The following is a 25,084-nucleotide window of genomic DNA, read 5'->3' as shown; positions in this document are numbered from 1 at the left end:
GCCTTTTTGCTGCCACGGCCCGACGAGCTTTCCGTACGCTTCGACGCCGAGGTATCCAGCGGGTGTCCCGAGAGTAGTGGGGCAGCGGGCGGTCTATCCGGGCCGCGGACATCGAGAGCTGCGCTCTGGAAGTCGACCAGGTGACTGTGTCCGGGGAGACGGTTCCGGACCACATTTCCGCGAGAAAGTCCGCTCCCGGATGCCGTCGAAGGACGAGGCCGCACGGCTGAGCATGTCCGCAGGCACACCGGTCACCCTCATCTGCCGCACCGCGTTCACGGACGAAGGGCGCCCCGTCGAGGTGAACGAAATGACGTTGGACGCTGCCTCGTACATCCTGGAGTACGACTTCGACGCCTGATCAGCCTGACCAGGTTCGAGCGCGTCGTGCCACCTCGTATATGCGGGACACCTGATCGATCGAGAGGGTCGGTGTCAGCCCGGACAGCACCCGGTCGAGGTGGTCGACCTCCAGGACGAGCACCGGCGGGTTGGCGCTCTTGACGGTGAGCTTCGCCGCGTGCACGACGGAGATCACGGGCCGCACGGGTACCTCGAAACCGCAGTGCACGGCCAGGACGCGCGCGACTTTGCGGGCTTCGGACTGGCTGGCGGCAATGTGGCGGGTGGGAACGCGGTTCACGGTGACGGCCCTGTCGCCGTACCAGACGGTCTTTCCCGGGTGCCGCTTGGAATTGATGGAGAAGACGCCGGCCGGCCCGATGGCGAGGTGGTCGATGTCCGTACCGGTGGCCCACTGGACTGCGTGAAGGGTGAGCCAGCCGTGGCCGCGAAGTCTCTTGAGCCGTCTGGCGGTGAGTTGTTCGCCCTTGAGGCCGGACACCCAACCGGAGATCTCCGAATGGGGGCGCCACCAGTCAATCAGTCTCAACACGGGGTTCGGCTGTAGCTCGCAGATCTTGCGGCGCACCGCGTCGCCCGGCCGATTCCGCGCCAAGTCCTCCGGTAACGGCTGCACCCTGCCCCCTCACATGTCGCTGCGCTGCTGCAAGACGACCACGGAGGCGGCTTCACTGCCCAGGACCAGATCAGCCAGGAGCTGTTACAGGTTTCTCTACCTCATCAAGCCCCGGCTGCGCTCCGCTCCGCCGGGCGCGCTCCCGGCTCCGCTGCGCGCCCACATGTGGATAGGGCCGGCAGCCATGAGGCGATCACCGCATAGAGCGGGCACCGGTCAAGGCAATGCCTCCGGCGGGGGATCGGCCGGCACCGGGGGAGAGGAGCGCCGTTCCCGACCGCGGGTCCGTAGTGGCGGGGGCGGAGTGCTCCCATCCCGTACGCCATCGACCCAGGCAGAGCCGAGCAGACGCGGCCCATGGCGTACGGGACGGGAGCTGAGGAGAGCGGTGGGTTGAGGGGGTGATGACGCTGCGGTGTAGTGCAGCACACTCCCGCAAACTCGGTCATTTAAGGGCGATCTGAAACTTGATGGGGAGTCGCAACGTTTAACGGGTAACACAACATCGACGCGGAACGTGCGCCGGCGGACGTGCCGGATTCGCGAGCCGGGGAAGTGTCAAAAATCTGGCATGCGAACGTCCGTTCGGATATCATGTTACGCGGGGGTAAGTGCATGGACCGTAAAGGTGATTACCTTAAGTCGTCCGGATGTCACTTTGAGTGTTTCCTGTGTCTGGTGGGTGGCGCAGAGAGGCGCTTCACCCTCTACAGTGGTACGTCTGGGGGTGTGGCGATGACGATGCGAGGGACATCGGCAGCAGTGGTGCAACTGCTGCGGGTTGCTCGCGCCAGCGGTGTGCTGGTCAATCGGACCAAGCTTGCCAAGCTGCTGTATCTCGCTGACCTCCAAGCTGTGCAGCAGGGGTGTGCCCCTGGTAGTGGCGTTGAGTGGCGATGGCGCCACTTCGGTCCGTACAGCGATGTTTTGCGGGCGATCGAAGGCGACCTTGAGCTTGCTGGCGTCGTGCGTGTCAGCGAGACGACCAACTACTTCGGCTCGCCAGAGGTTCGGCTTGTGCTGGTCACGGAGACCCCTCAGGTCGAGATCGATGAGAAGTTCGCCGAGATCGTCGAGCGGATCGTCTCTGAAAAGGGGCAGCTCTCTGCCACGCAGCTCAAAGACCTGACCTACCAAACGCCACCCATGGTGGAGGCGCAGAAGCTGGGGCGCAGGGAGGTGCGCCTCGATCTGACAGGGGGAGAGCCGTTCCCTGACCTTGAGCCTGCGTTGCAAAGCCTGCGCGCCATTGCCCTCACCATGCCAGCGCTCGAGGATGAAGTCGGCGCTGTCGAGGATCTGGCAGAAGACATCGACGCCCTCTCGGAGCTACGTAAGGAAGCCACCGGCGAAATGCTGGACGGTGACTGAGAGCCGCATGATCGTTCCTGTTTACTCGGGTGGCGTCTACTACGTCACTGATGACAAGCTTCGGCTCATCCCCGACGAGGACCGTCAGCTGCACGAAACGCGGCGTCCGGTTCTTGTTGTGACCGGACCGACCACTAATAGTGACGTCGAGTGGCCCTTTGTGCTCGTCTGTCCTATCTCAAGCTCGACCAGCCGTAGGACGCGGTATGACATCCAACTTGCCCAAGGGCAGGGGGGCGTCCTCAAGAAGTGCTGGGTGCGGGTGCCGGCAATCCAACCTCTGATGAAGGACAAGCTGGGTGATCGGCTCGGCACCATCGAGGGTCGCTTGCTTTCCCAGGTGCAGGTCCGGCTAGCCCAATACCTGGGCATGTTGGACAGTAACGGAGCTTGACCGCTCGTCAGTAGGCTTCCTTGGGTCTGTCATCGATGCTGTCAATGGTGTCTCCTTTCGCTGACATCAACGGCTGACACCAACAGGGGCGAACGGGGCCGGACGGGAACGATCCTGAGCGGCCATCACACCGACGCCAGGCTAGGCTCCCTCTGACCTCCAGGGGGTCTGTGATCGACCTGATAAGGATGAGGCCGGACCTCGAACCAGCGAGGACGCTGGAGGGGTTCCTAGCAGCCAAGGAGGGGGAGGTGCGGTGGCTGAACCATTCGTCAGCGGCCTGGAGTGCCGCACGTGCACGAATGGCCTGATCGTCTTCAGCGTCGATGTCGAATCGGATCGTCTCGTGCTGGAGTGCGAGGAGTGCATGGCTGCTCGGTGGCAGCCTGGCGAGGGGACACAGTTCCTCTCGATAGACAGGCTCATCCGAGATGCGACCTGCGAAGAGAGCTGGGCGATGGGCTGGGGTCTGTTCATCCGGAACCCGTGAGACAACGTCACTCGTACAGCAGAGAATTACCGCAACCACAGCAACTGGCCCCGACCGGCAGCGTCCAGGTGCAGACGAAGGGCAGCCGTTACGACCTCCCGTGACCGGATCCGCATAGAGCTAAGGATCAGAAGGTGGCCGTGCCCCAACCGTGCCCGATCGAGCGGGGAACCACGGGGAACAGCGGGCAGCCACAGCGCGCGGACCCGAGAACGGCCCCCGCCCGAAGCATCCAGGTCAGGGGCTGTTCTCGCTGCTCACAGTGCGGAGGCGATGGGATTTGAACCCACGGTGACATCGCTGCCAAGACGGTTTTCCGGCCAGTTTGGCCGACGTGGCGACGGCTACTGAGCGGCCGGCCGTCAGGGCGAGCCGCTAGGCCTCGGTGAGTCATGTCTACTGTGCCCTTGGAAATAGGCCTCACGAGGTGGCCGGTCAGGGAGCCAGGGCCACTCTGCCGACCGACGGCCGAGCGTCGCGTCCCGGAGCGTTGCGGAAACACCGAGTTCGACGCGCATGGCGTTCTTCAGCACCTCCACCAGGTCTTGGGCCTGGAACCAGGATGGGTAGTACTCCGTAAACGCACGTCGAGTCTCGACATAGCTAGTCAATTCCAGGAGCGCGCCCGACACCCTGCCCGCAAGATCTGCCACCCCCGGGGTTGCCAGCAGTTCCACCTCTCCCAACGCTGGCTGAAGAGCCTCGTCCCACTTCACAAGGTAGTCAGCCAACCCCTCGACGATCAACTCCTCGTCGTCGTCGGCGATCGGCTGCTCGCCGTCGTACGACAAGAAGGCCGCCACACTGTCGATCTCCTTCAACATCGACTCGGCAAGCCCAAGATAGCTTGAGTAGCTCGCCCGCCGATCAGTCAGCCAGCGACGCTCGTCTTCTGCCGCCAGACGTCTCTCATCCGCGCGTCGAGCAAGGCTTCCGCTGATGAGCACGCCTCCGAAACTGCCCACAAGGGCAAATCCGCCAGCGAGAAGCGCCCCGGTCGTTTGAGGGTCCACTGTCAGCTCCCGTGTGGCTCGCGCCCGATGAGTTGATGCCTCTCGTACAACCTCTTCGGATCGTCCCATGGTCGCCGATAGTGCTGGGCGGAGGCCGCCATTCGCTGTATCTGCTGCTCTTCAGCGCTTGATCGATCCGGAGGCTCGCTGTCGCAACCGCAGCGTCCGATACCCGTGCCACAACCGTGCTAGATCGTGCGGGGAACCACGGGGAACCGAGGGACCAAGCCGGCGGTCAGGCAAGCCGCTTCGCCACTTCGCCGCAGCTCAGTGCAGCAACTCCCGCCAGAAGAGCCTAGCTTCCCAAGCTGAGAGCGCGAGTTCGATTCTCGTCACCCGCTCCACGACAAAGGCCCAGGTCATCGACCCGGGCCTTTTTGCTGACGTCCGGTCTAGGTTTGGTCCGTGAACCACAGCCGTTTTCCTGCCGGGGCGCCCCGCGAGGCTGACTTGCCGCCCTGCCAGGTGGTCCTGGCGGAGACCGACTGGGGTTCGCTTCAGACGGCTTTCGGGTCCGGTGTGGAGCTTCCCGAGGTGCTGACGCGGCTCTTGGAGCCTGATCCCAGGGTTCAGGTCACCACGTTGTGGGAGCTGGGGGAGCTGGTCGGCCATCAGAACACCATTTACGAAGCCACCGGCCCCGCCGCCATGTATGTAGCCGGCATCCTCGCCCACCCGGCGGCCATGACGCGGCGGCCCTATCGCGACAGCCCCCTCCGCGCGACGTTGCTGGGCTGGCTGGCTTCCACGCTTCACGACGCCTCCGACGAGATCGTCGCCCGCAACGAGGAGTACGTCCCCGGCTTCCTCACCCGCGGCACCACCGTGGCGGCCTTCCGGGACCTGCGCCCGATGCTCTACGGGGCCGTCGCGCCCTTCCTGGAGGACAGCCACGAGGAGGTGTTCGAAGCCGCCGCCGTCGCCGCGCTCCTCCTCGCCGAACATCCCGCGCTCGCCGCGCACCGTGACCACCTCGCCGTGCACGCGCGGCGTGTCCTGGACACCAGCGGCGACGACCCCAACCGTCGCGTCGCGTGGAGGGCCCTCGAAGCATGGGGCCACCATCCGCCAGGTCCGGAGCCTCTTTCGGAGATGGAGAAGGCCGAGGACCGGGGGCCGCACAGCGATGGCCGCGGCGATCTCGAACCGCCCTTCTGACCCGTACGCGCAGGTCGGCCGAGCAGCGCTCAGGGTGCGTGGCGCTCGCGGTACCAGGCGACCGTCTCGGCGAGGCCGGAGTCGAAGTCGCGCCGCGGTTCGTAGCCGAGTTCGCGGTGGATCTTCGACCAGTCGACGGAGTAGCGGAGGTCGTGGCCCTTGCGGTCGGCGACCCGGTCGACCCGGTCCCATCCGGCGTCGCAGGCCGCGAGCAGGGCGCCGGTCAGTTCCTTGTTGGTCAGTTCCGTACCGCCCCCGATGTTGTAGACCTCGCCCGGACGGCCCCGGGTGAGCACCGCGATCAGGCCGCGGCAGTGGTCTTCGACGTGGAGCCAGTCCCGGACGTTCTCGCCGTCGCCGTACAGCGGGACGTTCTCGCCCCGCAGCAACCGGGTGACGAAGCGGGGGATCAGCTTTTCCGGGTACTGGAAGGGGCCGTAGTTGTTGGAGCAGCGGGTGACGCGTACGTCGAGGCCGTGGGTGCGGTGGCAGGCGAGGGCCAGCAGGTCGCTGGACGCCTTGGACGCGGAGTAGGCCGAGCTGGGCGCCAGCGGGTGCTGCTCGGTCGCGCTGCCGAACGGCACGGAGCCGTACACCTCGTCCGTCGACACGTGCACGAACGGCTCCGTGCCGTGCCGCAGCGCGGCGTCCAGCAGGGTCTGCGTGCCCAGCACATTGGTGTGGACGAAGGCGTGGGCGGCGGCGATGGAACGGTCCACATGCGACTCGGCCGCCAGGTGGACCACGGCGTCGTGCTCGGCCATCAGCCGGTCGACCACCACCGCGTCGGTGATGTCCCCCCGTACGAAACGGAACCCCGGATGATGCCGCACGGCGTCCAGGTTCTCCGGGTTCCCGGCGTAGGTCAGGCTGTCCAGCACGGTCACCCGCACCTCGCCGAGCGGCCGATCCGGCGCGAGAACCGTCCGCACCAGGTGCGAACCGATGAAACCGGCCCCGCCGGTGATCAGGACCCTCCTCATGCCGGGACCCACACCTTGCCGTGGCCGACATCCGCGACGAGCCGTCGGCCTTCCGGTACCGGGGGACTCACGAGGCGGCCTTCACTCAACACCCGGCGATGTTAGCCCGGAGCCCGGCGGGTGTGCGGGCCGCCGGGCGCGGCGTGCAACCTTCCTCCCGCCTGGTGGGTCTCCACGCCGTACGCCTGCCCGCACAGCGTGAAAGGTCCCCGTGCGCCAGAAGAATCTCGTCGCCGCCATGACCGGTGGTGCCATGTCCGCCGTCGTCCTCGGCACCCTGCTCGCGGCCGCCCCGCAGGCGGCAGCGGCCGGTGTGACCTGTTCGGCCAACGTCTACCAGCGGACGTTCTTCAAGAACACCTCGTTCTCGGGCTCGCCGGTGCGGACCGACTGCGACGGGGCCATCGACCAGAACTGGTCGGGCAGGCCCTTCTCCGGCATGCCCGCGGACAACTTCGGTGTCCGCTGGTCGGTGACCCGCGACTTCGGCTCCGGCGGCCCGTTCACGTTCGCCGTCTCCGCCACCGACGGGGTCCGCGTCTACCTCGACAACGTCCGCAAGATCGACCTGTGGACGGGCACGGGCAACACCGCCCGCGCCAAGAGCGTCAACCTCACCGTCCCCTCGGGCAGGCACACCATCCGCGTCGACCACGTGAACTGGAGCGACGCCGCGAAGGTCAAGTACACGTACGCGCCCCGCACTTCGGCCAGGTACGACAGGACGAAGCCGCTCGCGCCCACCGGCGTCAAGACCGCCTACAACACCACCACCCGCAGGACGACCGTCTCCTGGTCCGCCAACAAGGAGATGGATCTGGCGAGTTACGCGCTCTACCGGCGTACGGCGAGCTCCAGCGCCTGGACGAAGGTCGCCACGACCACCGCCCGCAGCTACACCGATCCCCTCGTGAACCCGGACGACCGCACGCCGTACTACTACGAGGTCCGCGCCACGGACAAGGCGGCCAACACCTCGTCGGGCAGCGCGGACACCATCGTCCGGCCGCTGCCGATCGTCACGTCCCTGACCGGCACGTACGACAGGGTGACCGGCAGGGTCACGCTGAACTGGCCGCAGAACACGGAGCCGCAGTTCGACCACTACACGGTCCTGAGCAACGACCTGGTGAACGGCTCCTACGCCTGGGTCCCGCTCGGCACCACCAAGGGCCACACGTGGACCACTAACCCCGTCACCCCCGACGGCGAGTGGCGTCACTACCGCGTCCTCGTCACCAACGACGGCGGCACCACCACCTACGGCGCGAAGGGGCTCGACGCCCTGGCCGCCAATGAGCTGTGGCTCGGGATCCCCGACGGCATCGCCCCCTACCGCGCCCCCGACCTGACCCTCGGTATCTGCACGGGCGGCGTCCGGGCGACCGCCGAGGACGGCACCCCGGCCCCGATCCGCGACTTCACCGGCTTCGAGATCGAGCGCCGCGAGGCGACGGCGGACACCTGGTCGGTCGTCCTGCACCAGGACTACGCGCCGCGCTCCTACACCGCCATGGCCACCGTCTGCGACCCGCTGCCGTCCGACGGGCGCGGCTACGAGTACCGGGCCCGTTCCTACGACGCGGCCGGGAACTACTCGCCGTACGGCGAGATCCGTACCGTGACGGTGCCGGTGCCGGTGCCGGTGCCGGTCGGCTGACGATCACGGTGGTACACGGCGAGGGCCCGGGTCGTCGACCCGGGCCCTCGCCGTCTGTCGTCGTCTGTCGTCCTGGGGTCAGTTCTCGGCGTTCCTGTACCAGTGGGTGCCGCCGACCAGGTACTCGTAGACCGGGCGCCCCCGGCTGCCGCTGGTGCGGAAGGGGATGCCGTGGTCGCTGATGCGGATGGTGCCCTGGCGGCCGCCGCTGTTCCACTGGAGGTCCGCGTACCACCTCACGTCGTGGGCGTCCGCGTGGGCGGTGATGTAGAGGACCTCGGGGTCGGACCGGCTGACCTTGTAGGGGAAGCCGCGCTGGCCGGCCTTCGGCACGATGACGGGGTGGACGGCGTCGAGATCCGTGTCGAAGGACCTCGTCTCCACGCCCCCGCCGCAGCCCGATGAGCCCAGGTACGCGTTCCAGGCGGGCGGTGCGCCCGAGTCGACCACGACGACGTGCAGCGACTCGATGACGACGGTTTCGTCACCGGTGCCCTGGACGGTCAGCGCGACCCGCTGCTCGTCGGCGGCGACGGCACCGTGCGCCGTCACCCAGCCCGGCACGTCCTGTCCCATCACCGGGGGCGCCACTTGGGCGGGAGGGCGGTTGATCAGGTACTTCGCCTCGCACTGGGGGTCGTCCCAGCCGTAGGTGCGGGTGCTCACCGTGAGGGGGACGGCGGGGGTGGGGTGGGTGGTGCGGGTCGGGCTCGTGCCGGGTGCCGGTGCCTTGGCGGCGGGCTTTTCGGAGGCCGGGGCCAGGGAGCTGCTCGACCGTTCGGACGGCGACGCCGACGACGACCCCGATGGGTGTGGTGCGGGGGCGGAGGCGGTCACGGTGCCGGTGCCGGTCGGACGGGTTTTCGCCGTCGGCTGCGCTCCCCAGTCCTTCGGGTCGAGCACGAGCGCGGTGGACACGGCGACGACGACGGCTACGGCCGCGGCGATCGGGATCCATCGTTTGCGGGCGGTGCGGAGGAGTGGCGGGCGGGGGGTGGGGGTGACCACGGGCTCGTCCGCCGAACTGGGCGGGGGCGCGGTCTCCGGCGCGGGCGCCAAGTCGGATGCCGAGGCCGGTGCCGGGTCCGGTGCCAAGTCCGTTGCCGAGGCCGATGCCGGGTCCGTCGTGGCCCGGCGGCCGCGTTCCCGTGCCGCGTCGGCCAGGACCCAGCGCCGGTGCAGCTCGACCAGTTCCTCGGGGGTCGCCCGGCACAGGCGGGCGAAGCGGGAGAGGACCGCGTAGTCGGCGGGTACGCCCTCCCCCTTGCAGTACCGGTGCAGCGTCGAGGTGCTCATGTGCGCACGTTTCGCCAGAGCTTCGTAACTCAGCCCGGAGCGTTGCTTCAACTCGCGTAACAGCGCAGCGAAACCGTCGATCTCGTCAGCCGCCCCCACCGGTTCCCCATTCCGTTCGGCGTCCCAGGGAGGTCGCGTTTCCCCAGGTCAGAGCCGGTGCGAGCATCCCAGCATCCCGAAAATCCCGATGGAATGGCGGAGGGGACGCGGCGCGGCACAGGCTTGAGCCATCCAAGCACGGAGCCCCGCCGGACACGGTGACGGCCCCCGCTGGATGCCGCTTCGCGGGCCGCGCTCCGGGCGCGCTCGGACCCACATCCCATGCACAGAAAGAGCAGTCGACTCATGCGTATCGCCACTCGTTCCGCTTCCCGCGCCGCCTCCTCCGTGGTCGTCGCCGCCGCGCTCGCACTCGTCGGCGTCCAGGCCGCAGGGGCGACCGCCTCCGCCACCGCCAAGGCGTCCACGGTCACGTGCACCACGGCGAACACCAAGTTGACCGTCACCGAGGTCTCCCGACCGATCAACCACCTGCTGCTCAAGGCCACCAACACCGGCACCGAGACCTGCGACGCCCACTACGCGCCCTTCCTCCGGGCCGGGGCCGACGCACAGGCCCCGCTGGCATGGGCCGAGGAGACCAAGCCGCAGGCCGTGGTGACGCTCCAGCCCGGCCAGTCCGCGTACGCCGGCATCCTGACGTACTCCCCCGACGGCGAGGGCGGCGGCACCGAGAAGACCCTGGGCGTGTACTTCACCGACAGGAACGCCGACGGGACCGGCAAGGAGAAGACCCTGAACCTCCCGAACGGCGGCGCCTTCTTCAACAGCGCGGCCACGGTGACGTACTGGCAGGACAACGCGGCGGACGCGCTTGCCTGGTAGTCGCACGCCGACGCCCATGACGCTCCGCACGACCGCACCGCGCGTCCCTTCGCCAGGAGGCGCGGTGCGGTCAGGGAGTTGAGCTGCCGAACGCGTGGGACGCACGGCAGGGTGCCGCAGTCCCGGAAGCGCCTCAGAGCGGCAAGTCGTCGGGCAGGACCCGGAACGCCTTGTGACGGCCCAGAGGGCGTACGGCGCGGAAGTCGCGTCGGTCGAGGGTGAGGATCGCGTCGGTGTCGTAGTCGGCCGCCAGGGCCACGTTCACCGCGTCGGCAAGGTCCAGGTCGAGCGAGCCGTAGCGGACCCGGACGGACTGGGCGGCGCCCAGGTGGGACTCCGTGACCTCCGGTACGACGACACGGCCCCGGCTCATCCAGCGGCGGATGTCGTCGACGGCGCTGATCGCGGCGTTCCGGCCGAGTTCACGGGTGGCGACGTGGTCGAGTTCGGCCAGGAGGAGGGGTGACATGACCAGGAGACCCGCGGACATGATGGCCTCGTTCGCCGCCTCGTGCTCCGGATGAGTGGAGTCCAGAGCCGCCAGCAGGCCGGACGCGTCGGCGACGACAATGATCACGCGAAGGTTCCAGGGCGCGGGGACTTCTCCGGCCGGACCGCCTCGGCGACCGTTTCACGAACCTCCGCCTTCGAGAGCGTACGGCCCGCCCCCTCGAAGGTCCGCGAGAACAACGGCTCGTCCCAGACGCGGTTGGCCATCGCCGCGAGGTGGATCCCCTGCCGGATGATCTCGGCCTCGCTTATCCCCCGCCGCTTGGCCGCTTCCTTGATGATCGCCAGGTCTTCCGGGTCGGCGTAGACATTGGTGCGCTTCATGGACATGTACCAACGGTAGTCCATGTACCAGGCGAGTGTATGTCCCGCCATGGATGTCAGAGGCGTACGGCAGGCTGACCGGGACAACGTCGCCCCGGGGCCTCACGGGGCGGGAGAGAGTTTCCGGGGGGGGAGGGCGACATGCCGAAGATCGCCAAAGGACGGCGCGCGGGACAGGCCGCCGTGAACGCCCTGCGCACGCTGCTCGAGGAGCACGATCACATCGTCCAGGAGATATCGGCACAGAACGACTTCGGAGAGGACTTCTACGTCACCTTCACCCACGACGGCGACCTGACGAGCGACACGATCAAGATCCAGGTCAAGGGCGGAAAGAGCTTTCGCCGGGGCAACGGCTACGCGGTCCGGGTGAAGCAGCACGGTGAGACCTGGGCGAACGGCAACATCCCCGTCTACTGCGTGGTGCACGACACGGTCACCAAGCGGCTGTACTGGGCCAACGCCACCGAACAGCTCCGACGGTCCGGTCCCTTCAACCGGCCGCGCTTCATCGGCATCAGTCCGAATGCCGTACTCGACGACAGGTTCATGGCCTCGTTCGTCGCCCAGGCGCGTCGCTACGTCGGTCGCTACCGGGGCCGACAGGCCGTCCTCACCCACCTGGGCGAGATGTCCGGAGTCGACTTCGATCCGGCGGATCACGTGCTGCACTTCGTCAACGGCTACGACGAAGACCTCATCTTCTGGAAGCGGCCGGGAGACGCTGTCGCGACGCTGCTGCACAGCGCTCACGACTGGGAGCCGCACCTCGTCAGTCTGGAGTCCTTGATGCGCTCCGAGATACCGGAGGTGGCGGACATGAGTGAGGACGACTTCGATCTGTCGACCGCCGAAGAGCTGGAGCTGAGCCGGTCCGAGATCATGTGGGTGGCTTCCTGCTTCATTTCCACTCGACAGGCAGACGAGGGGCCGGACGACGGCCTCGGCATGCCGACCGAGTGCGAGGGTTGTCCAAGTTGCACGGACGAGGAGCCCGTGGAGCACGCCGCCATCGAGGCGAGCGTGCTCCACGATTACGTCATCGCCCGCATCGTCGACCGTATCGAGGCCGAGCCCGACCTGCTGCGGCGCTCGATCCTGGCCATGCGCGAAGAGGCCGAACTCCAGCCGGACATCATCGCCGAACTCGGACCGCTCGAAACCGACCCAGCCGTGGTCCGCCAGGTGAACGGGCTGAGCCGGGCGACCGTGGCAACGGCGGACGACATCGAGCCCGCGGCGTTCAAACTGGCGGTTCTCTATTTCGCCCACCGCATCTACATCGGTGGCCCCTCGCTCCCCCTCGACAAACAGGTCCGCATCATCTGGCGCATCCCCGAGCCCGAGCCCACGGTGTTCGACGGCGCCGGGAACGACGAGGCCCCGGCCGGGCGGACGTGACAAGCGGAGCCCGGGCCCGCCTCGACGGCGGTCCCGGGCTTCGGCCTCATTTGGTGAACGTGAAGTACTTCCACGCCCCGTACGTCGTCGAGTTGACGTTGTCGCCGGACGTGCCGTTGACGTACGACGAGCGGATGCGGGCGCGGATGCCGGATTGGCCGGGGGCTTCGAGGCGGACGGCGGAGGTGCCGTTGGGGGCGAGGGCGAAGTACTCGGCGTCGGTCTGGTGCCAGGTGCCCTGGTAGTAGATCGCGAGTTCCAGGCGCTGGCTGCGGCCCTTGTAGTAGTTCATGGTCGTGGTGAAGACCGGGTCGGTGTTCTTGTGGAAGTAGTAGTAGGTCTGGGAGCCGATCCGGCCGGTCTTGTAGTGGTGGGAGACGGCGGTGGAGACCCTGGCCCTGGCGTACGCGACGGACTTGACGGTCCTGTCGGCGTAGCGGGCGTCGCCGGAGAAGACTGCGGTGACGGTGGTGTCGCGGGTCATGTCGACCGTCGCGGAGACGTTGCCCCTGGAGTTGACCTTGGCGGTCCTGAGGAGCTTCTTGGGCTTGTCGGAGCCGAAGGGGTCGGCGTAGAGGGAGACGGTGCGGTTCTTGTACGTCGTGCCGAGGTGGGCGGTGAAGACGACGTCCTTGCCGTACGCGTACAGCTTGCCGTTGTTGTTGAGGGTCAGTGAGGTCGTCTGGCGGGAGACCGTGACCGCGTCGGAGGCGGAGGCGGGGGCGTGGGTGGTGTCGCCCGCGTAGGAGACCTTGTAGGTGACCTTGCCGCCCGCGGGCGGGGTGTCGGTGAAGGAGAAGGTGCCGTCCGCCTTGATCCTGGCGGCGGCCAGCGTCCTGCCCTTGGGCGACTCGACGTCCGTACGGGTCACCGTCAGGGCGGTGCCCGCGGCAGGGAGCGTCTTCGAGGCCAGCCTGCCGGTGACGGTGAGCTTCTTCGCGCGGTCCGCCTTCGCCGGGGCGGCCACCGTGAGGGCCGGCGGCTCCTTGGTCGGGTCGGTCAGGGTGCGCAGGGTCAGAGAGCTGTAGACGTTCTCGGAGATGGCGAAGAGCCTGCTGGAGTCCGGCGCCCAGGCGAGCGCGCCGTTCACGAGGGTGTCGGCGCCGCTGCTGTTGCCGGTGTTGGGGAAGTCGTACGTCCGTACCGGCACCGGGTCGCCGGGGCGGTGGATGTGGACGTCGGGCTCGTACCAGGAGAAGCTGCCCGCGGCCACGGTGCCGTCGGGAGCGACCCGTACGGCGTTCGGGTACGCGTCGTCGGGGTAGCCCGTCTCCTGGGTGAGGTCTGTGGCGGAGTAGGCGCCTATGGAGTAACCGTCGCCGGAGCCCCAGGAGGTCAGGACCTGGCGGCCGTCCGGGGTCAGGTCCAGCTGCTTCACGCCGGAGTCCATCGGGCCCTTGGCCCGCAGTGTGGCGCCGTCGGCGGTGACGTCGTACACGGCCAGCTCTCCGCCGTTGCCCGCGACCAGGACGCCGGGGACGGCCGGGTCGGCGGCGAGCATCGTGCTGTCGCCGCCGAAGCCGACGTCGCCGCGCTGGGAGAGGTGGACGACGGGTTCGGCGCCGGAGATGTCCAGCGAGCCGAAGTCGGTGTCCTGGCTGAACCAGATGCGGCCGTCCACGACCTCCAGGTCGCTCGGGGCGGCGCCGACCGGATAGCTCGCGGTCTGGGCGTACGTGCTCGTGTCGACCGCGATGATCCGGTCGCTGTTCTTCACGGCCGCGTACACCTGGCCGGAGTCGGCGGACAGCGCGAGGCCGGTCACACCGGAGAGGCCGGCCAGTGTGGCCTTCACGGTGCCGGAGTAGTCGGTGACGACGATCCTGCCGGTGCTCGGGTCGGAGACGTACACGCGCTGGTGAGCGCCGTCGACGATCATGTCGCCGACCGACATCACCGGCAGCGCCTTGGCGGAGTCCGCCGCCGCGGTACCGGCCGCGCCCGCCATCAGGGCCGCAGAACTGAGAACGACCGCGAGCGCCGTCGCGAGCGAGATGCTGCGCCTGCGCACAGTGATGTGAACCCCCACGGAAATGTCCGGTGCTTCCCGGACGAAGACGAGACACCACCCGTCCCCCCTCGCACCGGGTGTGGGTGCGTGGATGGTGGCGTGGAGGGCAGCGTATGGCATGGCTGTGACAAGGGGCACGGGATATGAGGGGGCGGCCGAAGGGGCGTTCGGCTGCCCCGATAACCGGGTGCCCCCGGCCGAGGGCGTCGTTATAGTTGGCGCGCGTATTCGTCGGCATGGGGTCGGCGACGGCCCGAGGAGGTGAGTCCCATCAACGCGGTAATGGTCGGGATTCCCTGCTGGAGGGCTCGTCGTGGACGACACGCTGCTGGACGCCGCTCGTACGGCTTCTGATACTTCTTCTTCCTTTTCTCTCGGTTCCGCTCCTTCCCTCTCCTCCGTCGCCGCGCGGCTGCGCGCCGCCGGGTGTGTGTTCGCGGAGGAGGAGGCCGGGATGATCCTCGACGCCGCCGCGTGGGCGGACGAACCCGGTGACGGCATGGTCGAGCGACGGTGTGCCGGTGAACCCCTGGAACACGTCGTCGGCTGGGCCGCGTTCGGGGGGCTGCGGATCGCGGTGGGGCCGGGGGTGTTCGTGCCCCGGCGGCGCACCGAGTTCCTGCTGGAACAGGCGCTGCGGGCCGGACGGGACGCGGCCGTGGTCGTGGACCTGTGCTGCGGTGCCGGGCCGCTGGCCACCGCGCTGGCGGTACGGCTGCCGCGCGCCGAGCTGCACGCCGCCGACATCGACCCGGTGCAGACGGCGTACGCGCGCCGCAATCTCGCGCTGTTCGCGGACCGCGCGTCCGTCCACGAGGGCGACCTCTACGACGCCCTGCCCGCCGTGTTGCGCGGCCGGGTCGAGCTGCTGGTGGCCAACGCTCCGTACGTTCCCCGCGACGCCATCGCCACCCTGCCCGCCGAGGCCCGCGACCATGAGCCGGTCCGCAGTCTCGATGGCGGTGCGGACGGGCTGGCCGTTCAACGGCGCGTCGCGGAGGGTGCGTTGGAGTGGCTGGCGCCCGGTGGGCGGCTGCTGGTGGAGACCAGTGAGCGGCAGGCTCCACTCACGTGTGGCGTGTTCGCCGACGTGGGGCTGGACGCATGGGTGGTGGAGTGCGAGGAGCGGGAGGCGAGTGTCGTGGTCGCGCGGCGGGGTCGGGGGGACGAAGGCGAGCGCACTGCTCTGGCATAGGACGGGCTGTCCACGGAGTGGGCGGGCTGTTGATGGGTGGGGGCGGCTGCTGTACAAATGGGCGCCATGAATCACGAGCCGTTGGTGCGACGCCTGGTCATCGACCTGTGCCGACGCCCGGCCGCGTGTTGTCGCTGAACTTGTTCCGTCGGCGCGGATGTTTCTGATTCCCGCGCGGTCGGCGTTGCGGTCTTCTCTCCTTTGCCCTTGAGCCTGCCGTACCCGTAACGGGTCGCGGCCGGTTCGGCCCCCCTTTTTGATCTCCAGCGCCGGTGTCCGGTGCCGTGTGGAGGTTTCCTGTGTCCACGACACCTTCCCTGTCCGAAGCCGTGCCCGTCGGCGTGCCCGACGGCGTGCCCGACGGCGTGCCCGACGGCGGGCGTGCGCGTGCTGTGTGGTACCGGGTGCGGCGGCTTGCGCTGCCGGTCGGGTCGCTGTTGCTCTTCCTCGTCCTGTGGCAGGCGGTGGCGGCCGCCGGGACCTGGAGCGAGACGCTGGTGCCGCCGCCCGCCAAGGTGTGGAAGGCGTTCGTCGACGTGTCCACCACGCATGACGGGACGCGCGGCTACAACGGCACGACGCTCGTCGAGCACCTCGGCATCAGCCTGCGGCGCATCGCGTTCGGTGCCGGGCTCGGCATCGTCGCCGGGGTGGTCCTCGGGCTGCTGATGGGGACGGTGGGGCCGCTGCGCGCGCTGTTCGAGCCCTGGATCACCTTCCTGCGCACGCTGCCGCCGCTGGCGTACTTCTCGCTGCTCATCATCTGGCTGGGCATCGACGAGGAGCCGAAGATCACGCTGCTCGCGGTGGCCGCGTTCCCGCCGGTGGCGGTGTCGACCACGGCGGCCGTCGCGGCCGTACCGCGCGCGCTCGTGGAGGCGGCCCGCGCGCTCGGGGCCTCGCGGTGGGACGTGGTGAAGGACGTGATCGTGCCGTCCGCGCTGCCGGAGACCTTCACCGGCGTCCGGCTGGCCGTCGGCGTGGCCTACTCCTCCCTCGTGGCGGCCGAGTTGGTGAACGGGCTGCCGGGCATCGGCGGCATGGTCAAGGACGCCGCCAACTACAACAACACCCCCGTCGTGCTCGTCGGCATCATCACCATCGGGGTGTCCGGGCTGGTCATCGACACCCTGTTGCTCCGGCTGGAGCGCGCCGTCGTGCCGTGGCGCGGGCGGGACTGACCTCCCCTTTCCCTCTCCTTTCCAGCTCCTTCGATCCGCTGTCCCTCCCCGTCAGAAACGGTCGTCCCATGGCGTCTTCCCTCTCCCGCCCCTCCCGCCGTCTGCTTCTCGCCGGTGCGCTCGGCACCGCCGCCCTCGCCGTCACCGGGTGCTCCTCTGCCAGTGACGCGTCCTCGGGCGGCGGCAAGCGGCTGCGCATCGGCTACTTCGCCTTCCCCAGCGGCGATCTGCTGGTCAAGCACAGAAAGCTGCTGGAGAAGGCGCTGCCCGGCTACTCGGTCAGCTGGGTCAAGTTCGACTCGGGCGCGAGCGTCAACCAGGCGTTCCTCGGCAAGTCGCTGGACATCGCGGCGCTTGGCTCCAGCCCCTTCGCGCGCGGGATATCGGGGAGTTCGCCGATCCCCTACAAGGTCGCGTTCGTGCTCGACGTGGCCGGGGAGAACGAGGCGCTGGTCGCGCGCAGGAAGCTCGGCATCAAGGACGTGGCCGGGCTCAAGGGGCGCACCGTGGCGACGCCGTTCGCGTCCACCTCGCACTACAGCCTGCTCGCGGCGCTGGACAAGGCCGGGCTCAAGGCGTCCGACGTGAAGCTGGTCGACCTCCAGCCGCAGGCGATCCTCGCCGCCTGGCAGCGCGGGGACATCGACGCGGCGTACGTCTGGCTGCCGACGTTGGACGAGCTGCGCAAGACCGGCACCCAGCTCACGAGCAGCAAGGAGATCGGCGCCGGGGGCAAGCCCACGCTCGACCTCGCCGTGGTGTCGGACGACCTGATCGCAAGGGACCCGACGGTCGTCGACGCCTGGCGCAAGGCCGAGGCCGAGGCCCTGCGGCTGCTCAAGTCCGACCCGGACGGCTCGGTCAGGGCGGTCGCCGCCGAGTTGGGCATCAGCACCGCCGACGCCAGGGCCCAGCTCTCCCAGGGTGTGTTCCTCACCCCGGAGCAGGTCGCGTCCGCCGACTGGCTCGGCACCGACGGCCACCCCGGCAAGCTGCTCGACTACGTCCTCGACACCGGCCGTTTCCTGGCCGGTCAGAAGCAGATCGACGCGGCCCCCACCGAGCAGGCCGTCCGCTCGGCCTTCTATCTGAAGGGACTGCCCGATGGCCTCAAGTGAGCTGTCCGAGAAGGCCGGGAACGACGTCCGCACGGAGGTCGCGGAGGCCGTACGGCTGGAGAGGGTCAGCCATCGCTACGGCCAGGGGCGCGACGCCTTCACCGCCGTCGGGCCCGTCGATCTCACCGTGCCCGCCGGTGAGTTCCTGGTCCTGGTCGGTGCCTCCGGCTGCGGCAAGAGCACGCTGCTGCGGCTGATCGCCGGGTTCGAGCGGCCCACCGACGGCGCGGTGCGGGTGGCGGGCGCCGCGCCCCGGCCCGGTCACGCGGCGGGTGTGGTGTTCCAGACGCCCCGGCTGTTCCCGTGGCGCACCGTCGGCGGGAACGTCGATCTGGCCCTGCGCTACGCGGGCGTCGAGCGCGAGCGCCGTGCCGAGCGGCGCGCGGAGCTGCTGGAGCGGGTCGGGCTCGGCGGCACCGAGCGACGGCGGGTGTGGGAGATCTCGGGCGGTCAACGCCAGCGCGTGGCCATCGCCCGCGCGCTCGCGGCCGAACACCCGCTGTTCCTCCTTGACGAGCCGTTCGCCGCGCTGGACGCGCTGACCCGGGAGCGGCTCCAGGAGGACGTGCGCGAGGTGACCGCCCGCACCGGGAGGACCACCGTGTTCGTGACCCACTCCGCCGACGAGGCGGTGTTCCTCGGCTCCCGCATCGTCGTGCTGTCCAAGAGCCCCGGAACCGTCGCCCTGGATCTGCCGGTGCCGCTCCCGCGCGAGGGGGTGGACGCCGACGCGCTGCGCGAGTCACGGGAGTTCGCCGAGCTGCGTGCGCGGGTCTCGCACGCGGTGAAGTCCGCCGCCGCCTGACCCCGATCCCGATCTCCTCCGAAAACCCAGGAAAGGAAGCCCCGTTGAGCATCACCAGCGACCGCTCCCCCGCCACCGCCGTCCAGCTTCCGCTGACCAAGCTCGGGCCGAGCTTCGGCGCCGAGATCGACGGCATCGACCTGGCCCGGCTGACCGACGACGAGGTGACCGCGATCCGCGCGGCCCTGGTCGAGCACAAGGTGCTCTTCGTCAGCGGCCAGAACCTCGACGACGCCCAGCAGATCGAGTTCGGAAGGCGGCTCGGCGAGGTCACCGTCGGACACCCGGTGCACGACTCCGGTGACGTGGCACCGGAGGTGTACGCCCTGGACAGCCAGGACAACGGCTTCTCCGACGTGTGGCACACCGACGTCACCTTCGTACGGCGGCCGCCCGCGATCTCCATTCTGCGTGCGGTCGTCCTGCCCCCGCACGGCGGCGACACCACCTGGGCGGACAGCCAGCTCGCCTACGAGTCGCTGTCGCCGGGCCTGCGCGCCCACCTCGACACCCTCACCGCCGTCCACGACGGCAACCGCGCCTTCGGCTACTACCTGGCCCAGCGGCGACAGGGCCAGGGCAACCTCTGGGACGGCGAGGTCGTCACCGAACTCGTGCCCGTGGAGCACCCGGTGGTCCGGGTCCACCCCGAGAGCGGCCGCAAGGGCCTGTTCGTGAACCCGGGCTTCACCTCGCACATCGCCGGGGTCTCCGAGTACGAGAGCCGGGGCCTACTCGACATCCTCTACGCCCACCTCACCAAGCCCGAGCACATCGTGCGGCACCGCTGGCAGCCGGGCGACGTGGCGCTGTGGGACAACCGCAGCACGGCGCACTACGCCAACCGCGACTACGGCGACCAGCACCGGGTCATGCACCGGATCACGCTGGCCGGAGATGTCCCGTTCGGTGTTTCACGTGAAACCTTGTCCGTTTCACGTGAAACATCCGCACTCGGCTGACAGCCGCTTCGGAGGGCACGATGGGGTCGGCGGAACCGTCGCGGTTCCGCCGACGTCGTCCGTAGAGCCGTAGGCCCACAGGGCCATCGAGCCGCCGAGCCCGCCGAGCCCGCCGAAGGGAAGCGCCGCCCATGCCGACGCTCACCGTCCTGACGCCCGTCCACGACGGCGGGCACACCTATCTGCGCGAGCTGCACGACTGTCTGGCCGGGCAGCGGCTGCCCGGGGGCTGGCGGTTGGAGTGGGTGCTCCAGGAGGACGGCCGCACCGGCAGCCCGCTGGCCGCCGTGCCGGACGCGCCCTGGATCTCCAAGGGAACCGGCCGCCAGGGCGGTGCCGCCCGCGCCCGCACCCTGGGCCTGGCCCGCGCCACCGGCACCCTGCTGCGCTGCGTCGACGCCGACGACCTGCTGCCCGACCCCGACACCCTCGCCCGGGACATCGAGGTCCTGATCGACCGCCCCGGCTACGGCTGGACCGTGGCCCCCTGTCTGGATCTGCTGCCCGACGGCAGCCTGGTCCCGGGTCCGTACGACCCGCCGCCCGGACCACTGCCCGCCCGCGCGCTCCTCGACGGTGCCAAGCGGGGCGAGATGCCGGTGGTGGGCACCACCCTGACCGCTCGCACCGGCCTGGTCCGGCTGCTCGGCGGCTGGCCCGCGCTCCCCGCCTTCGAGGACGGCGCCCTGGTGCTGAGCTGCGAGGCGGTCAGCCCCGGCTGGATGCAGTCCGCACCCGGCACCCTCTACCGCAAGCACCCCACCCAGCACACCGCCACCGCCGACTTCCGCGACGAGCAGGAGGCGCGGCTCCGCGTGGAGATCGCCGTCGACCGGGCGGAGGCGCTGCACGCCTCGGGGTGGCGGTGGACGGAGTGAGCCGCGTCCTTACGGAGTCGTGACGTGCGGCCGTCACAACGGGAGCCGGGCGGCGCGCGGGCCTAGCGTGACCGTATGCGTGTACTGGTTACCGGCGGTGCCGGGTTCATCGGGTCCCATGTCGTGGACGCGCTGCGGGCGCACGGACACGAAGCGGTGGTGTACGACGTGCGGAACGACCCCGGTGCCGACGTCCGTGACGCGGACGCGGTGTCCCGGGCGCTGACCGGCGTGGACGCGGTCTGCCACCAGGCGGCCCGGGTCGGACTGGGCGACGGGGTGTCCGACGCGGCCGAGTACGTCTCCCGCAACGACCTCGGCACTGCCGTCCTGCTCGCCGCGATGGCCCGCGCCGGGGTGGGACGGCTGGTGCTCGCCGGATCGATGGTGGTGTACGGCGAGGGCCGTTACGCCTGCCCGGCCCACGGTGACGTACGGCCGGGCCCGCGCGCGGAGGCCGACCTGGCGGCGGGCCGCTTCGAGCCACCGTGCCCGCGCTGCGGCCAGGCACTGGTCCCCGGCCTCGTCGGCGAGGACGCCCCGGCCGATCCGCGCAATGTGTACGCCGCGACCAAGCTGGCCCAGGAGCACCTGGCCGCCGCGTGGGCCCGCGCCACGGGCGGTACGGCCTTCTCGCTGCGCTACCACAACGTCTACGGCCCCCGGATGCCCCGCGACACCCCCTACGCCGGGGTGGCCGCGTTCTTCCGCTCGGCGCTGGAGCGCGGGGAAGCGCCGCGTGTCTTCGAGGACGGGGGCCAGCGACGCGACTTCGTGCACGTGCGGGACGTGGCCGCCGCCAACGTGACCGCGCTGGAGGCACCGGAGCGGCCGGGCACGCTGAGCGCGTACAACACCGGCAGCGGTGAGCCGCGTACGGTCGGCGACCTGGCGCGGGCGCTGGCCGCCGCGTACGGCGGGCCTGAGCCGGTGGTCACCGGCGAGTACCGGCTCGGGGACGTACGGCATGTCACCGCCGACTCCTCCCGGCTGCGCGCCGAACTGGGCTGGAAGCCGGAGGTCGGGTTCGCGGAGGGCATGGCGGAGTTCGCGCACGCGCGCTGACGCCTGCCGAGCCGCCCCGGTCTCAGTGGGCCGGGGCCGGCAGCGTCACCTCGAAGCGGCAGCCGCCGGGGATGTTCCGGACGCTCGCGCGGCCCTGGTGCGCCTCCACGATGCCCCGGACGATGGCGAGCCCCAGCCCCGCGCCCGCCGGAGGCGTCCGCGCGTCCGTGCCGCGCCAGCCGGTGTCGAAGACGCGCGGCAGATCCGCCTCGGGGATGCCGCCGCAGCCGTCGGTCACCGTCAGCACCACACCCTCCGGCGCCCGCCGGGCGGCGACGGCCACCGTGCCGTCTGCGGGGGTGCGGCGGATGGCGTTGACGAGCAGGTTGGCCAGCACCCGGCTCATCTCCTTGCCGTCCACCTCGACCGGCACCGGCTGCACCCCGTCGCCCACCAGCCGCACCCCGTGCTCGCGGGCGAGCGGGCCGACGCCGTCGAGGGCGTCGCCGACCAGGTCGTACAGCGAGACCCGGGCCGGGTTGAGGGGGAGCGTCCCGGCGTGGATGCGGGACAGCTCGAAGAGGTCGCCGACCATGTCGTTGAGGCGTTCCACCTCGGTGCGGATCTGACGGAGGTAGCGGCCGGGGTCGGCGGCCACGCCGTCCTCCAGCGCCTCCGACATGGCGCGCAGCCCGGCAAGCGGGGTGCGCAGGTCGTGCGAGATCCAGGCGACCAGTTCGCGCCGGGACGCCTCCAGGGCGCGCTCGCGTTCGCGGGAGGCGGCGAGCCGGGCGCTGGTGGCGGCCAGTTCGCGGCTCAGCTCGGTGAGTTCGGCGGTGGCCGGGGCGGCGGGCGCGGCGAAGGCGCCGCCGTCCCCGAAGTTCCGGGCGGCGTCGGTCAGTTCCCGGCTGCGCGCCACCACCCGGCGGCCGAGCAGCAGCGCGGTGAGCAGGGAGACGGCGGCGGCCATCGCGACGACGGTGGTGACCACCCTGAGGTCGTGCGCGGACAGGAACATCGCCCAGGCCACGGCCATGGTGCCCGCCAGCATCGCGAACACCCCGACACCCGCCACCACGGCGAGGGACGCGGTCAGCGAGCGGCGCCGGACCAGCCGCAGCACGACCGCCCCGGCGAGGCCGGTGGCCGCCGCGGCGAGGAAGGCGTAGAGGGCGATGAGGAGCATGTCGCGCATGTCAGTTCTCCTCGCGAGCGGCGGGCCCGGCGGCGCCCGGCCCGGACTCGTGGACACCTGGCCCGGACTCGTCGACGCCCGACCCGGACCCGTCGGCGCCGTCCTCCGGCTCGCCGGACCCGACCGGCTCGAACCGGTACCCCACCCCCCACACCGTCCGGATGAGCCGCGGGTTCGCCGGATCGTCCTCGACCTTGCCCCGCAGCCGCCGGACGTGGACGGTGACGGTCGACAGGTCGCCGAAGTCCCAGCCCCACACCTCGCGCATCAGCTCCTCGCGGCCGAAGGCGCGTCCGGGGTGGCGCAGGAGGAAGGCGAGGAGGTCGAATTCGCGCAGGGTGAGCGCGAGTTCCGTGCCGTTCTTGGTGGCACGGCGAGCCGCCGGGTCGACGGCGAGCCCGGCCGCGGCGAGCGGAGCGGGAGCCGGTACGGCCGTGGGCGCGGGCCGGGTGCGGCGCAGGACCGACTCCACCCGGAGCACCAGTTCGCGGGGGCTGAACGGCTTGGTGACGTAGTCGTCCGCGCCGACCTCCAGGCCGAGGACACGGTCGTCCTCGTCACCGCGCGCGGTGAGCATGATGACCGGCACCGGGCCGCGTTCACGCAGCCGCGCGCACACCTCCAGGCCGTCCATGCCGGGCAGCATCAGATCGAGGACCACGAGGTCCGGCCAGTGGTCGGCGGCGCGGGCGAGGGCGGCGGGGCCGTCGGCGGCCCGGTCCACCAGGTGTCCGGCGCGAACCAGATAGCCGGTGACGACCTCCGCGACGGTCGGGTCGTCGTCGACGACCAGGATCCGGCCGGTGGCCTCGGGCGGCCGCGCGGAGACAGGTCCGGGACGGTGGGCGGGGTACGGCTGCTGCATGTTCTCCAGCCTCGCACCACGCCGCCGGGCGGGGCGCGGTGCGGCCCCGACGTCCGCGTTTCGTAAGGTGCCGAAGTCCGGTTCGCCCCGGTTCGGGTTCGTAGGGTGAAGGCCGTGACCAACTCCCCCTCTCCCGCCCGTTCCGGCGTGGACGTCGTGCTGCCCTGCCTCGACGAGGCCGGGGCGCTGCCCTGGGTGCTGGAGCGCGTACCGGCCGGCTGGCGCGCGCTCGTCGTGGACAACGGCTCCACCGACGGTTCCGCGGAGATCGCCCGCTCCCTCGGCGCCACGGTCGTCCGCGAGGAACGGCGCGGTTTCGGCGCCGCCTGTCATGCCGGGCTGCTCGCGGCCACCGCCGACGTGGTCTGCTTCTGCGACTGCGACGCCTCCCTGGACCCCGCTCTGCTGGTGCCCTTCGTCGAGGAGATCCGGGCCGGGCGGGCCGACCTGGTACTCGGCAGGCGGCGCCCGCAGGGGCGGGGCGCGTGGCCCGCGCACGCCCGCGCCGGGAACCTCGCCCTCTCGCTGCTGCTGCGCCGCCGCACCGGACTCGCCCTGCGCGACCTCGGCCCGGTGCGCGCCGCCCGCCGCGAGGCGCTGCTCGGGCTCGGCCTCACCGACCGGCGCAGCGGCTACCCCCTGCAGATGGTGGTGCGCGCGGCCGACGCGGGCTGGCGCGTGACCGAGCACGACGTGCCGTACCTGCCGCGCACCGGCGACTCCAAGGTGACGGGCACCTGGCGCGGCACCTGGCAGGCGGTACGGGACATGAGCCGCGTGCTGCGCGAGACCCCGGCGGCGGGGGCGGCGGCGACGACGGGGAGGCAGCGGTGACCACTCTGCTCGTGATCGCGAAGGAGCCGAGGCCCGGCCGGGTCAAGACAAGGCTCACCCCGCCGTTCCCGCCGACGCAGGCGGCCGCGCTCGCCGAGGCCGCGCTCGCGGACACGCTGCGCGCGGTGGCCGCCACGCCCGCCGAACGGCGGCTGCTGGTGCTGGACGGCAGCCCCGGGCCCTGGCTGCCGGACGGGTTCGAGGTGGTGCCGCAGTGCGCGGGCGGCCTCGACGAGCGGCTCGCGGACGCCTTCGCCCGCTGCGCGGGGCCCGCGCTGCTGATCGGCATGGACACCCCGCAGGTCACCCCCGAGCTGCTGACCGTGGACTTCGCGGACTGCGACGCGTGGTTCGGACCCGCCGAGGACGGCGGCTTCTGGGCCCTCGGCCTCGCCCGCCCCGAGCCCGCGCTGCTGCGGGGCGTGCCGATGTCGGTGCCCGAGACCGGGGCCGTGCAGCGCGAGCGGCTGACCGCCGCCGGGCTGCGGGTCCGGGACCTGCCGCTGCTGCGGGACGTGGACACCGCCGCCGACGCCCGCGCGGTCGCCGCCCTCGTCCCGCACGGCGCCTT

Annotated in this window: 24 protein-coding genes and 1 pseudogene; 16 read left to right on the top strand and 9 right to left on the bottom strand. The window is 70.4% G+C overall.

Translation table 11 applies throughout. The features are described from left to right. Window positions 1–23: 23 nt before the first annotated feature. Window positions 24–361: pseudogene (locus GTW40_RS13545) on the top strand (UTRA domain-containing protein); the annotation flags it as partial. Here GTW40_RS13545 and GTW40_RS13540 read toward each other — a convergent pair. Continuing rightward, the gene (locus GTW40_RS13540; RefSeq protein WP_343245687.1) at window positions 362–979 is read right to left on the bottom strand and encodes a nuclease-related domain-containing protein; all 618 of its coding nucleotides are present in this window, start codon (window positions 977–979) and stop codon (window positions 362–364) included. 735 nt (window positions 980–1,714) lie between these two features. Here GTW40_RS13540 and GTW40_RS13535 point away from each other — a divergent pair. Both GTW40_RS13535 and GTW40_RS13525 read left to right on the top strand, forming a co-directional pair. Continuing rightward, window positions 1,715–2,350 carry a SocA family protein gene (locus GTW40_RS13535; RefSeq protein WP_237525498.1) on the top strand — a complete coding sequence of 212 codons (636 nt, stop codon included), beginning with the start codon at window positions 1,715–1,717 and terminating at the stop codon, window positions 2,348–2,350. A gap of 650 nt (window positions 2,351–3,000) precedes the next feature. Next, window positions 3,001–3,234: a hypothetical protein gene (locus tag GTW40_RS13525; protein ID WP_161180419.1), complete on the top strand. Its 234-nt coding sequence runs from the start codon at window positions 3,001–3,003 to the stop codon at window positions 3,232–3,234. A gap of 362 nt (window positions 3,235–3,596) precedes the next feature. Here GTW40_RS13525 and GTW40_RS13520 read toward each other — a convergent pair whose 3' ends face one another. Further along, the gene (locus tag GTW40_RS13520) at window positions 3,597–4,247 is read right to left on the bottom strand and encodes a hypothetical protein (protein WP_161180418.1); all 651 of its coding nucleotides are present in this window, start codon (window positions 4,245–4,247) and stop codon (window positions 3,597–3,599) included. A gap of 405 nt (window positions 4,248–4,652) precedes the next feature. Here GTW40_RS13520 and GTW40_RS13515 point away from each other — a divergent pair, with 405 nt between their 5' ends. Beyond that, window positions 4,653–5,405: a hypothetical protein gene (locus GTW40_RS13515; RefSeq protein WP_161180417.1), complete on the top strand. Its 753-nt coding sequence runs from the start codon at window positions 4,653–4,655 to the stop codon at window positions 5,403–5,405. Window positions 5,406–5,434: 29 nt separating this feature from the next. Here the strand turns inward: GTW40_RS13515 and rfbB are convergent, their stop codons facing one another. After that, window positions 5,435–6,388, bottom strand: coding sequence for a dTDP-glucose 4,6-dehydratase (gene rfbB / locus GTW40_RS13510; RefSeq protein ID WP_161180416.1), 954 nt, complete (start codon window positions 6,386–6,388; stop codon window positions 5,435–5,437). A 211-nt stretch (window positions 6,389–6,599) separates the two neighbouring features. On the opposite strand from rfbB, the gene GTW40_RS33095 reads away from it, so the two are divergent. Further along, window positions 6,600–8,048 carry a PA14 domain-containing protein gene (locus tag GTW40_RS33095; RefSeq protein ID WP_343245686.1) on the top strand — a complete coding sequence of 483 codons (1,449 nt, stop codon included), beginning with the start codon at window positions 6,600–6,602 and terminating at the stop codon, window positions 8,046–8,048. A gap of 78 nt (window positions 8,049–8,126) precedes the next feature. Here GTW40_RS33095 and GTW40_RS13495 read toward each other — a convergent pair whose 3' ends face one another. Beyond that, window positions 8,127–9,443, bottom strand: coding sequence for a helix-turn-helix domain-containing protein (locus GTW40_RS13495; RefSeq protein WP_343245685.1), 1,317 nt, complete (start codon window positions 9,441–9,443; stop codon window positions 8,127–8,129). A 246-nt stretch (window positions 9,444–9,689) separates the two neighbouring features. On the opposite strand from GTW40_RS13495, the gene GTW40_RS13490 reads away from it, so the two are divergent. After that, window positions 9,690–10,229, top strand: coding sequence for a DUF4232 domain-containing protein (locus tag GTW40_RS13490; protein WP_161180415.1), 540 nt, complete (start codon window positions 9,690–9,692; stop codon window positions 10,227–10,229). A 133-nt stretch (window positions 10,230–10,362) separates the two neighbouring features. On the opposite strand, the gene GTW40_RS13485 is transcribed toward GTW40_RS13490, so the two are convergent. Continuing rightward, window positions 10,363–10,806, bottom strand: a complete 444-nt coding sequence (locus GTW40_RS13485; protein WP_161180414.1) for a PIN domain-containing protein — start codon at window positions 10,804–10,806, stop codon at window positions 10,363–10,365. Continuing rightward, window positions 10,803–11,069 (bottom strand): CopG family transcriptional regulator, encoded by a 267-nt coding sequence (locus GTW40_RS13480; RefSeq protein WP_161180432.1) that lies wholly within the window; start codon window positions 11,067–11,069, stop codon window positions 10,803–10,805. Before GTW40_RS13480 ends, GTW40_RS13485 begins: the two co-directional genes overlap by 4 nt. A 135-nt stretch (window positions 11,070–11,204) precedes the next feature. Here GTW40_RS13480 and GTW40_RS13475 point away from each other — a divergent pair, with 135 nt between their 5' ends. Then, window positions 11,205–12,464, top strand: a complete 1,260-nt coding sequence (locus tag GTW40_RS13475) for a DUF4365 domain-containing protein (protein WP_161180413.1) — start codon at window positions 11,205–11,207, stop codon at window positions 12,462–12,464. A 46-nt stretch (window positions 12,465–12,510) separates the two neighbouring features. Here GTW40_RS13475 and GTW40_RS13470 read toward each other — a convergent pair whose 3' ends face one another. After that, a complete protein-coding gene (locus tag GTW40_RS13470) occupies window positions 12,511–14,475 on the bottom strand; it encodes an Ig-like domain repeat protein (protein WP_161180412.1) in 1,965 nt (654 codons plus the stop codon). Window positions 14,476–14,887: 412 nt separating this feature from the next. Between GTW40_RS13470 and GTW40_RS13465 the strand changes: the two genes are divergently transcribed. The 7 genes from GTW40_RS13465 to GTW40_RS13435 all read left to right on the top strand — a co-directional run bounded on the left by GTW40_RS13465 (window position 14,888) and on the right by GTW40_RS13435 (window position 21,679). Further along, window positions 14,888–15,670, top strand: a complete 783-nt coding sequence (locus GTW40_RS13465) for a putative protein N(5)-glutamine methyltransferase (protein WP_161180431.1) — start codon at window positions 14,888–14,890, stop codon at window positions 15,668–15,670. Window positions 15,671–16,035: 365 nt separating this feature from the next. Next, window positions 16,036–16,851, top strand: a complete 816-nt coding sequence (locus GTW40_RS13460; RefSeq protein ID WP_343245688.1) for an ABC transporter permease — start codon at window positions 16,036–16,038, stop codon at window positions 16,849–16,851. Window positions 16,852–16,919: 68 nt separating this feature from the next. Beyond that, window positions 16,920–17,969 (top strand): ABC transporter substrate-binding protein, encoded by a 1,050-nt coding sequence (locus GTW40_RS13455; protein ID WP_161180411.1) that lies wholly within the window; start codon window positions 16,920–16,922, stop codon window positions 17,967–17,969. Continuing rightward, complete coding sequence (locus tag GTW40_RS13450; RefSeq protein WP_161180410.1) at window positions 17,956–18,774, top strand: ABC transporter ATP-binding protein; 819 nt, start codon at window positions 17,956–17,958, stop codon at window positions 18,772–18,774. The genes GTW40_RS13455 and GTW40_RS13450 overlap by 14 nt, the downstream gene beginning before the upstream one ends. A gap of 44 nt (window positions 18,775–18,818) precedes the next feature. Then, window positions 18,819–19,736 carry a TauD/TfdA family dioxygenase gene (locus GTW40_RS13445; RefSeq protein WP_161180409.1) on the top strand — a complete coding sequence of 306 codons (918 nt, stop codon included), beginning with the start codon at window positions 18,819–18,821 and terminating at the stop codon, window positions 19,734–19,736. 131 nt (window positions 19,737–19,867) lie between these two features. Then, a complete protein-coding gene (locus GTW40_RS13440; protein WP_161180408.1) occupies window positions 19,868–20,614 on the top strand; it encodes a GltA in 747 nt (248 codons plus the stop codon). 75 nt (window positions 20,615–20,689) lie between these two features. Continuing rightward, window positions 20,690–21,679, top strand: a complete 990-nt coding sequence (locus tag GTW40_RS13435) for an NAD-dependent epimerase/dehydratase family protein (RefSeq protein ID WP_161180407.1) — start codon at window positions 20,690–20,692, stop codon at window positions 21,677–21,679. A 22-nt stretch (window positions 21,680–21,701) separates the two neighbouring features. Here the strand turns inward: GTW40_RS13435 and GTW40_RS13430 are convergent, their stop codons facing one another. Further along, the gene (locus GTW40_RS13430; RefSeq protein WP_161180406.1) at window positions 21,702–22,814 is read right to left on the bottom strand and encodes a HAMP domain-containing sensor histidine kinase; all 1,113 of its coding nucleotides are present in this window, start codon (window positions 22,812–22,814) and stop codon (window positions 21,702–21,704) included. Between the two features lies 1 nt (window position 22,815). Beyond that, on the bottom strand, window positions 22,816–23,679 hold the full coding sequence (locus GTW40_RS13425) for a response regulator transcription factor (protein WP_237525494.1): 864 nt from the start codon (window positions 23,677–23,679) through the stop codon (window positions 22,816–22,818). 105 nt (window positions 23,680–23,784) lie between these two features. On the opposite strand from GTW40_RS13425, the gene GTW40_RS13420 reads away from it, so the two are divergent. Together GTW40_RS13420 and GTW40_RS13415 are read left to right on the top strand one after the other, a co-directional pair. Continuing rightward, window positions 23,785–24,513, top strand: coding sequence for a glycosyltransferase family 2 protein (locus GTW40_RS13420; RefSeq protein WP_161180405.1), 729 nt, complete (start codon window positions 23,785–23,787; stop codon window positions 24,511–24,513). Beyond that, window positions 24,510–25,084 (top strand): DUF2064 domain-containing protein (locus tag GTW40_RS13415; protein WP_161180404.1); only part of this gene is annotated, 575 nt, incomplete at its 3' end. The genes GTW40_RS13420 and GTW40_RS13415, both read left to right, overlap by 4 nt.

It is taken from the genome of Streptomyces sp. SID4985, from assembly GCF_009863025.1.
Classification (GTDB): domain Bacteria; phylum Actinomycetota; class Actinomycetes; order Streptomycetales; family Streptomycetaceae; genus Streptomyces.
Note: the sequence above shows the minus strand (reverse complement) of the source record. Positions and strands in the feature narration are given on the sequence as shown.

Excerpts from the sequence above, each read along its gene's own strand:
- GTW40_RS13490 (WP_161180415.1), top strand. The coding sequence starts at position 9,690 with ATGCGTATCGCCACTCGTTCCGCTTCCCGCGCCGCCTCCTCCGTGGTC.
- rfbB (WP_161180416.1), bottom strand. The coding sequence starts at position 6,388 with ATGAGGAGGGTCCTGATCACCGGCGGGGCCGGTTTCATCGGTTCGCAC.
- GTW40_RS13480 (WP_161180432.1), bottom strand. The coding sequence starts at position 11,069 with ATGTCCATGAAGCGCACCAATGTCTACGCCGACCCGGAAGACCTGGCG.
- GTW40_RS13435 (WP_161180407.1), top strand. The coding sequence starts at position 20,690 with ATGCGTGTACTGGTTACCGGCGGTGCCGGGTTCATCGGGTCCCATGTC.
- GTW40_RS13475 (WP_161180413.1), top strand. The coding sequence starts at position 11,205 with ATGCCGAAGATCGCCAAAGGACGGCGCGCGGGACAGGCCGCCGTGAAC.
- GTW40_RS13455 (WP_161180411.1), top strand. The coding sequence starts at position 16,920 with ATGGCGTCTTCCCTCTCCCGCCCCTCCCGCCGTCTGCTTCTCGCCGGT.
- GTW40_RS13450 (WP_161180410.1), top strand. The coding sequence starts at position 17,956 with ATGGCCTCAAGTGAGCTGTCCGAGAAGGCCGGGAACGACGTCCGCACG.
- GTW40_RS13440 (WP_161180408.1), top strand. The coding sequence starts at position 19,868 with ATGCCGACGCTCACCGTCCTGACGCCCGTCCACGACGGCGGGCACACC.
- GTW40_RS13425 (WP_237525494.1), bottom strand. The coding sequence starts at position 23,679 with ATGCAGCAGCCGTACCCCGCCCACCGTCCCGGACCTGTCTCCGCGCGG.
- GTW40_RS13535 (WP_237525498.1), top strand. The coding sequence starts at position 1,715 with ATGACGATGCGAGGGACATCGGCAGCAGTGGTGCAACTGCTGCGGGTT.
- GTW40_RS13430 (WP_161180406.1), bottom strand. The coding sequence starts at position 22,814 with ATGCGCGACATGCTCCTCATCGCCCTCTACGCCTTCCTCGCCGCGGCG.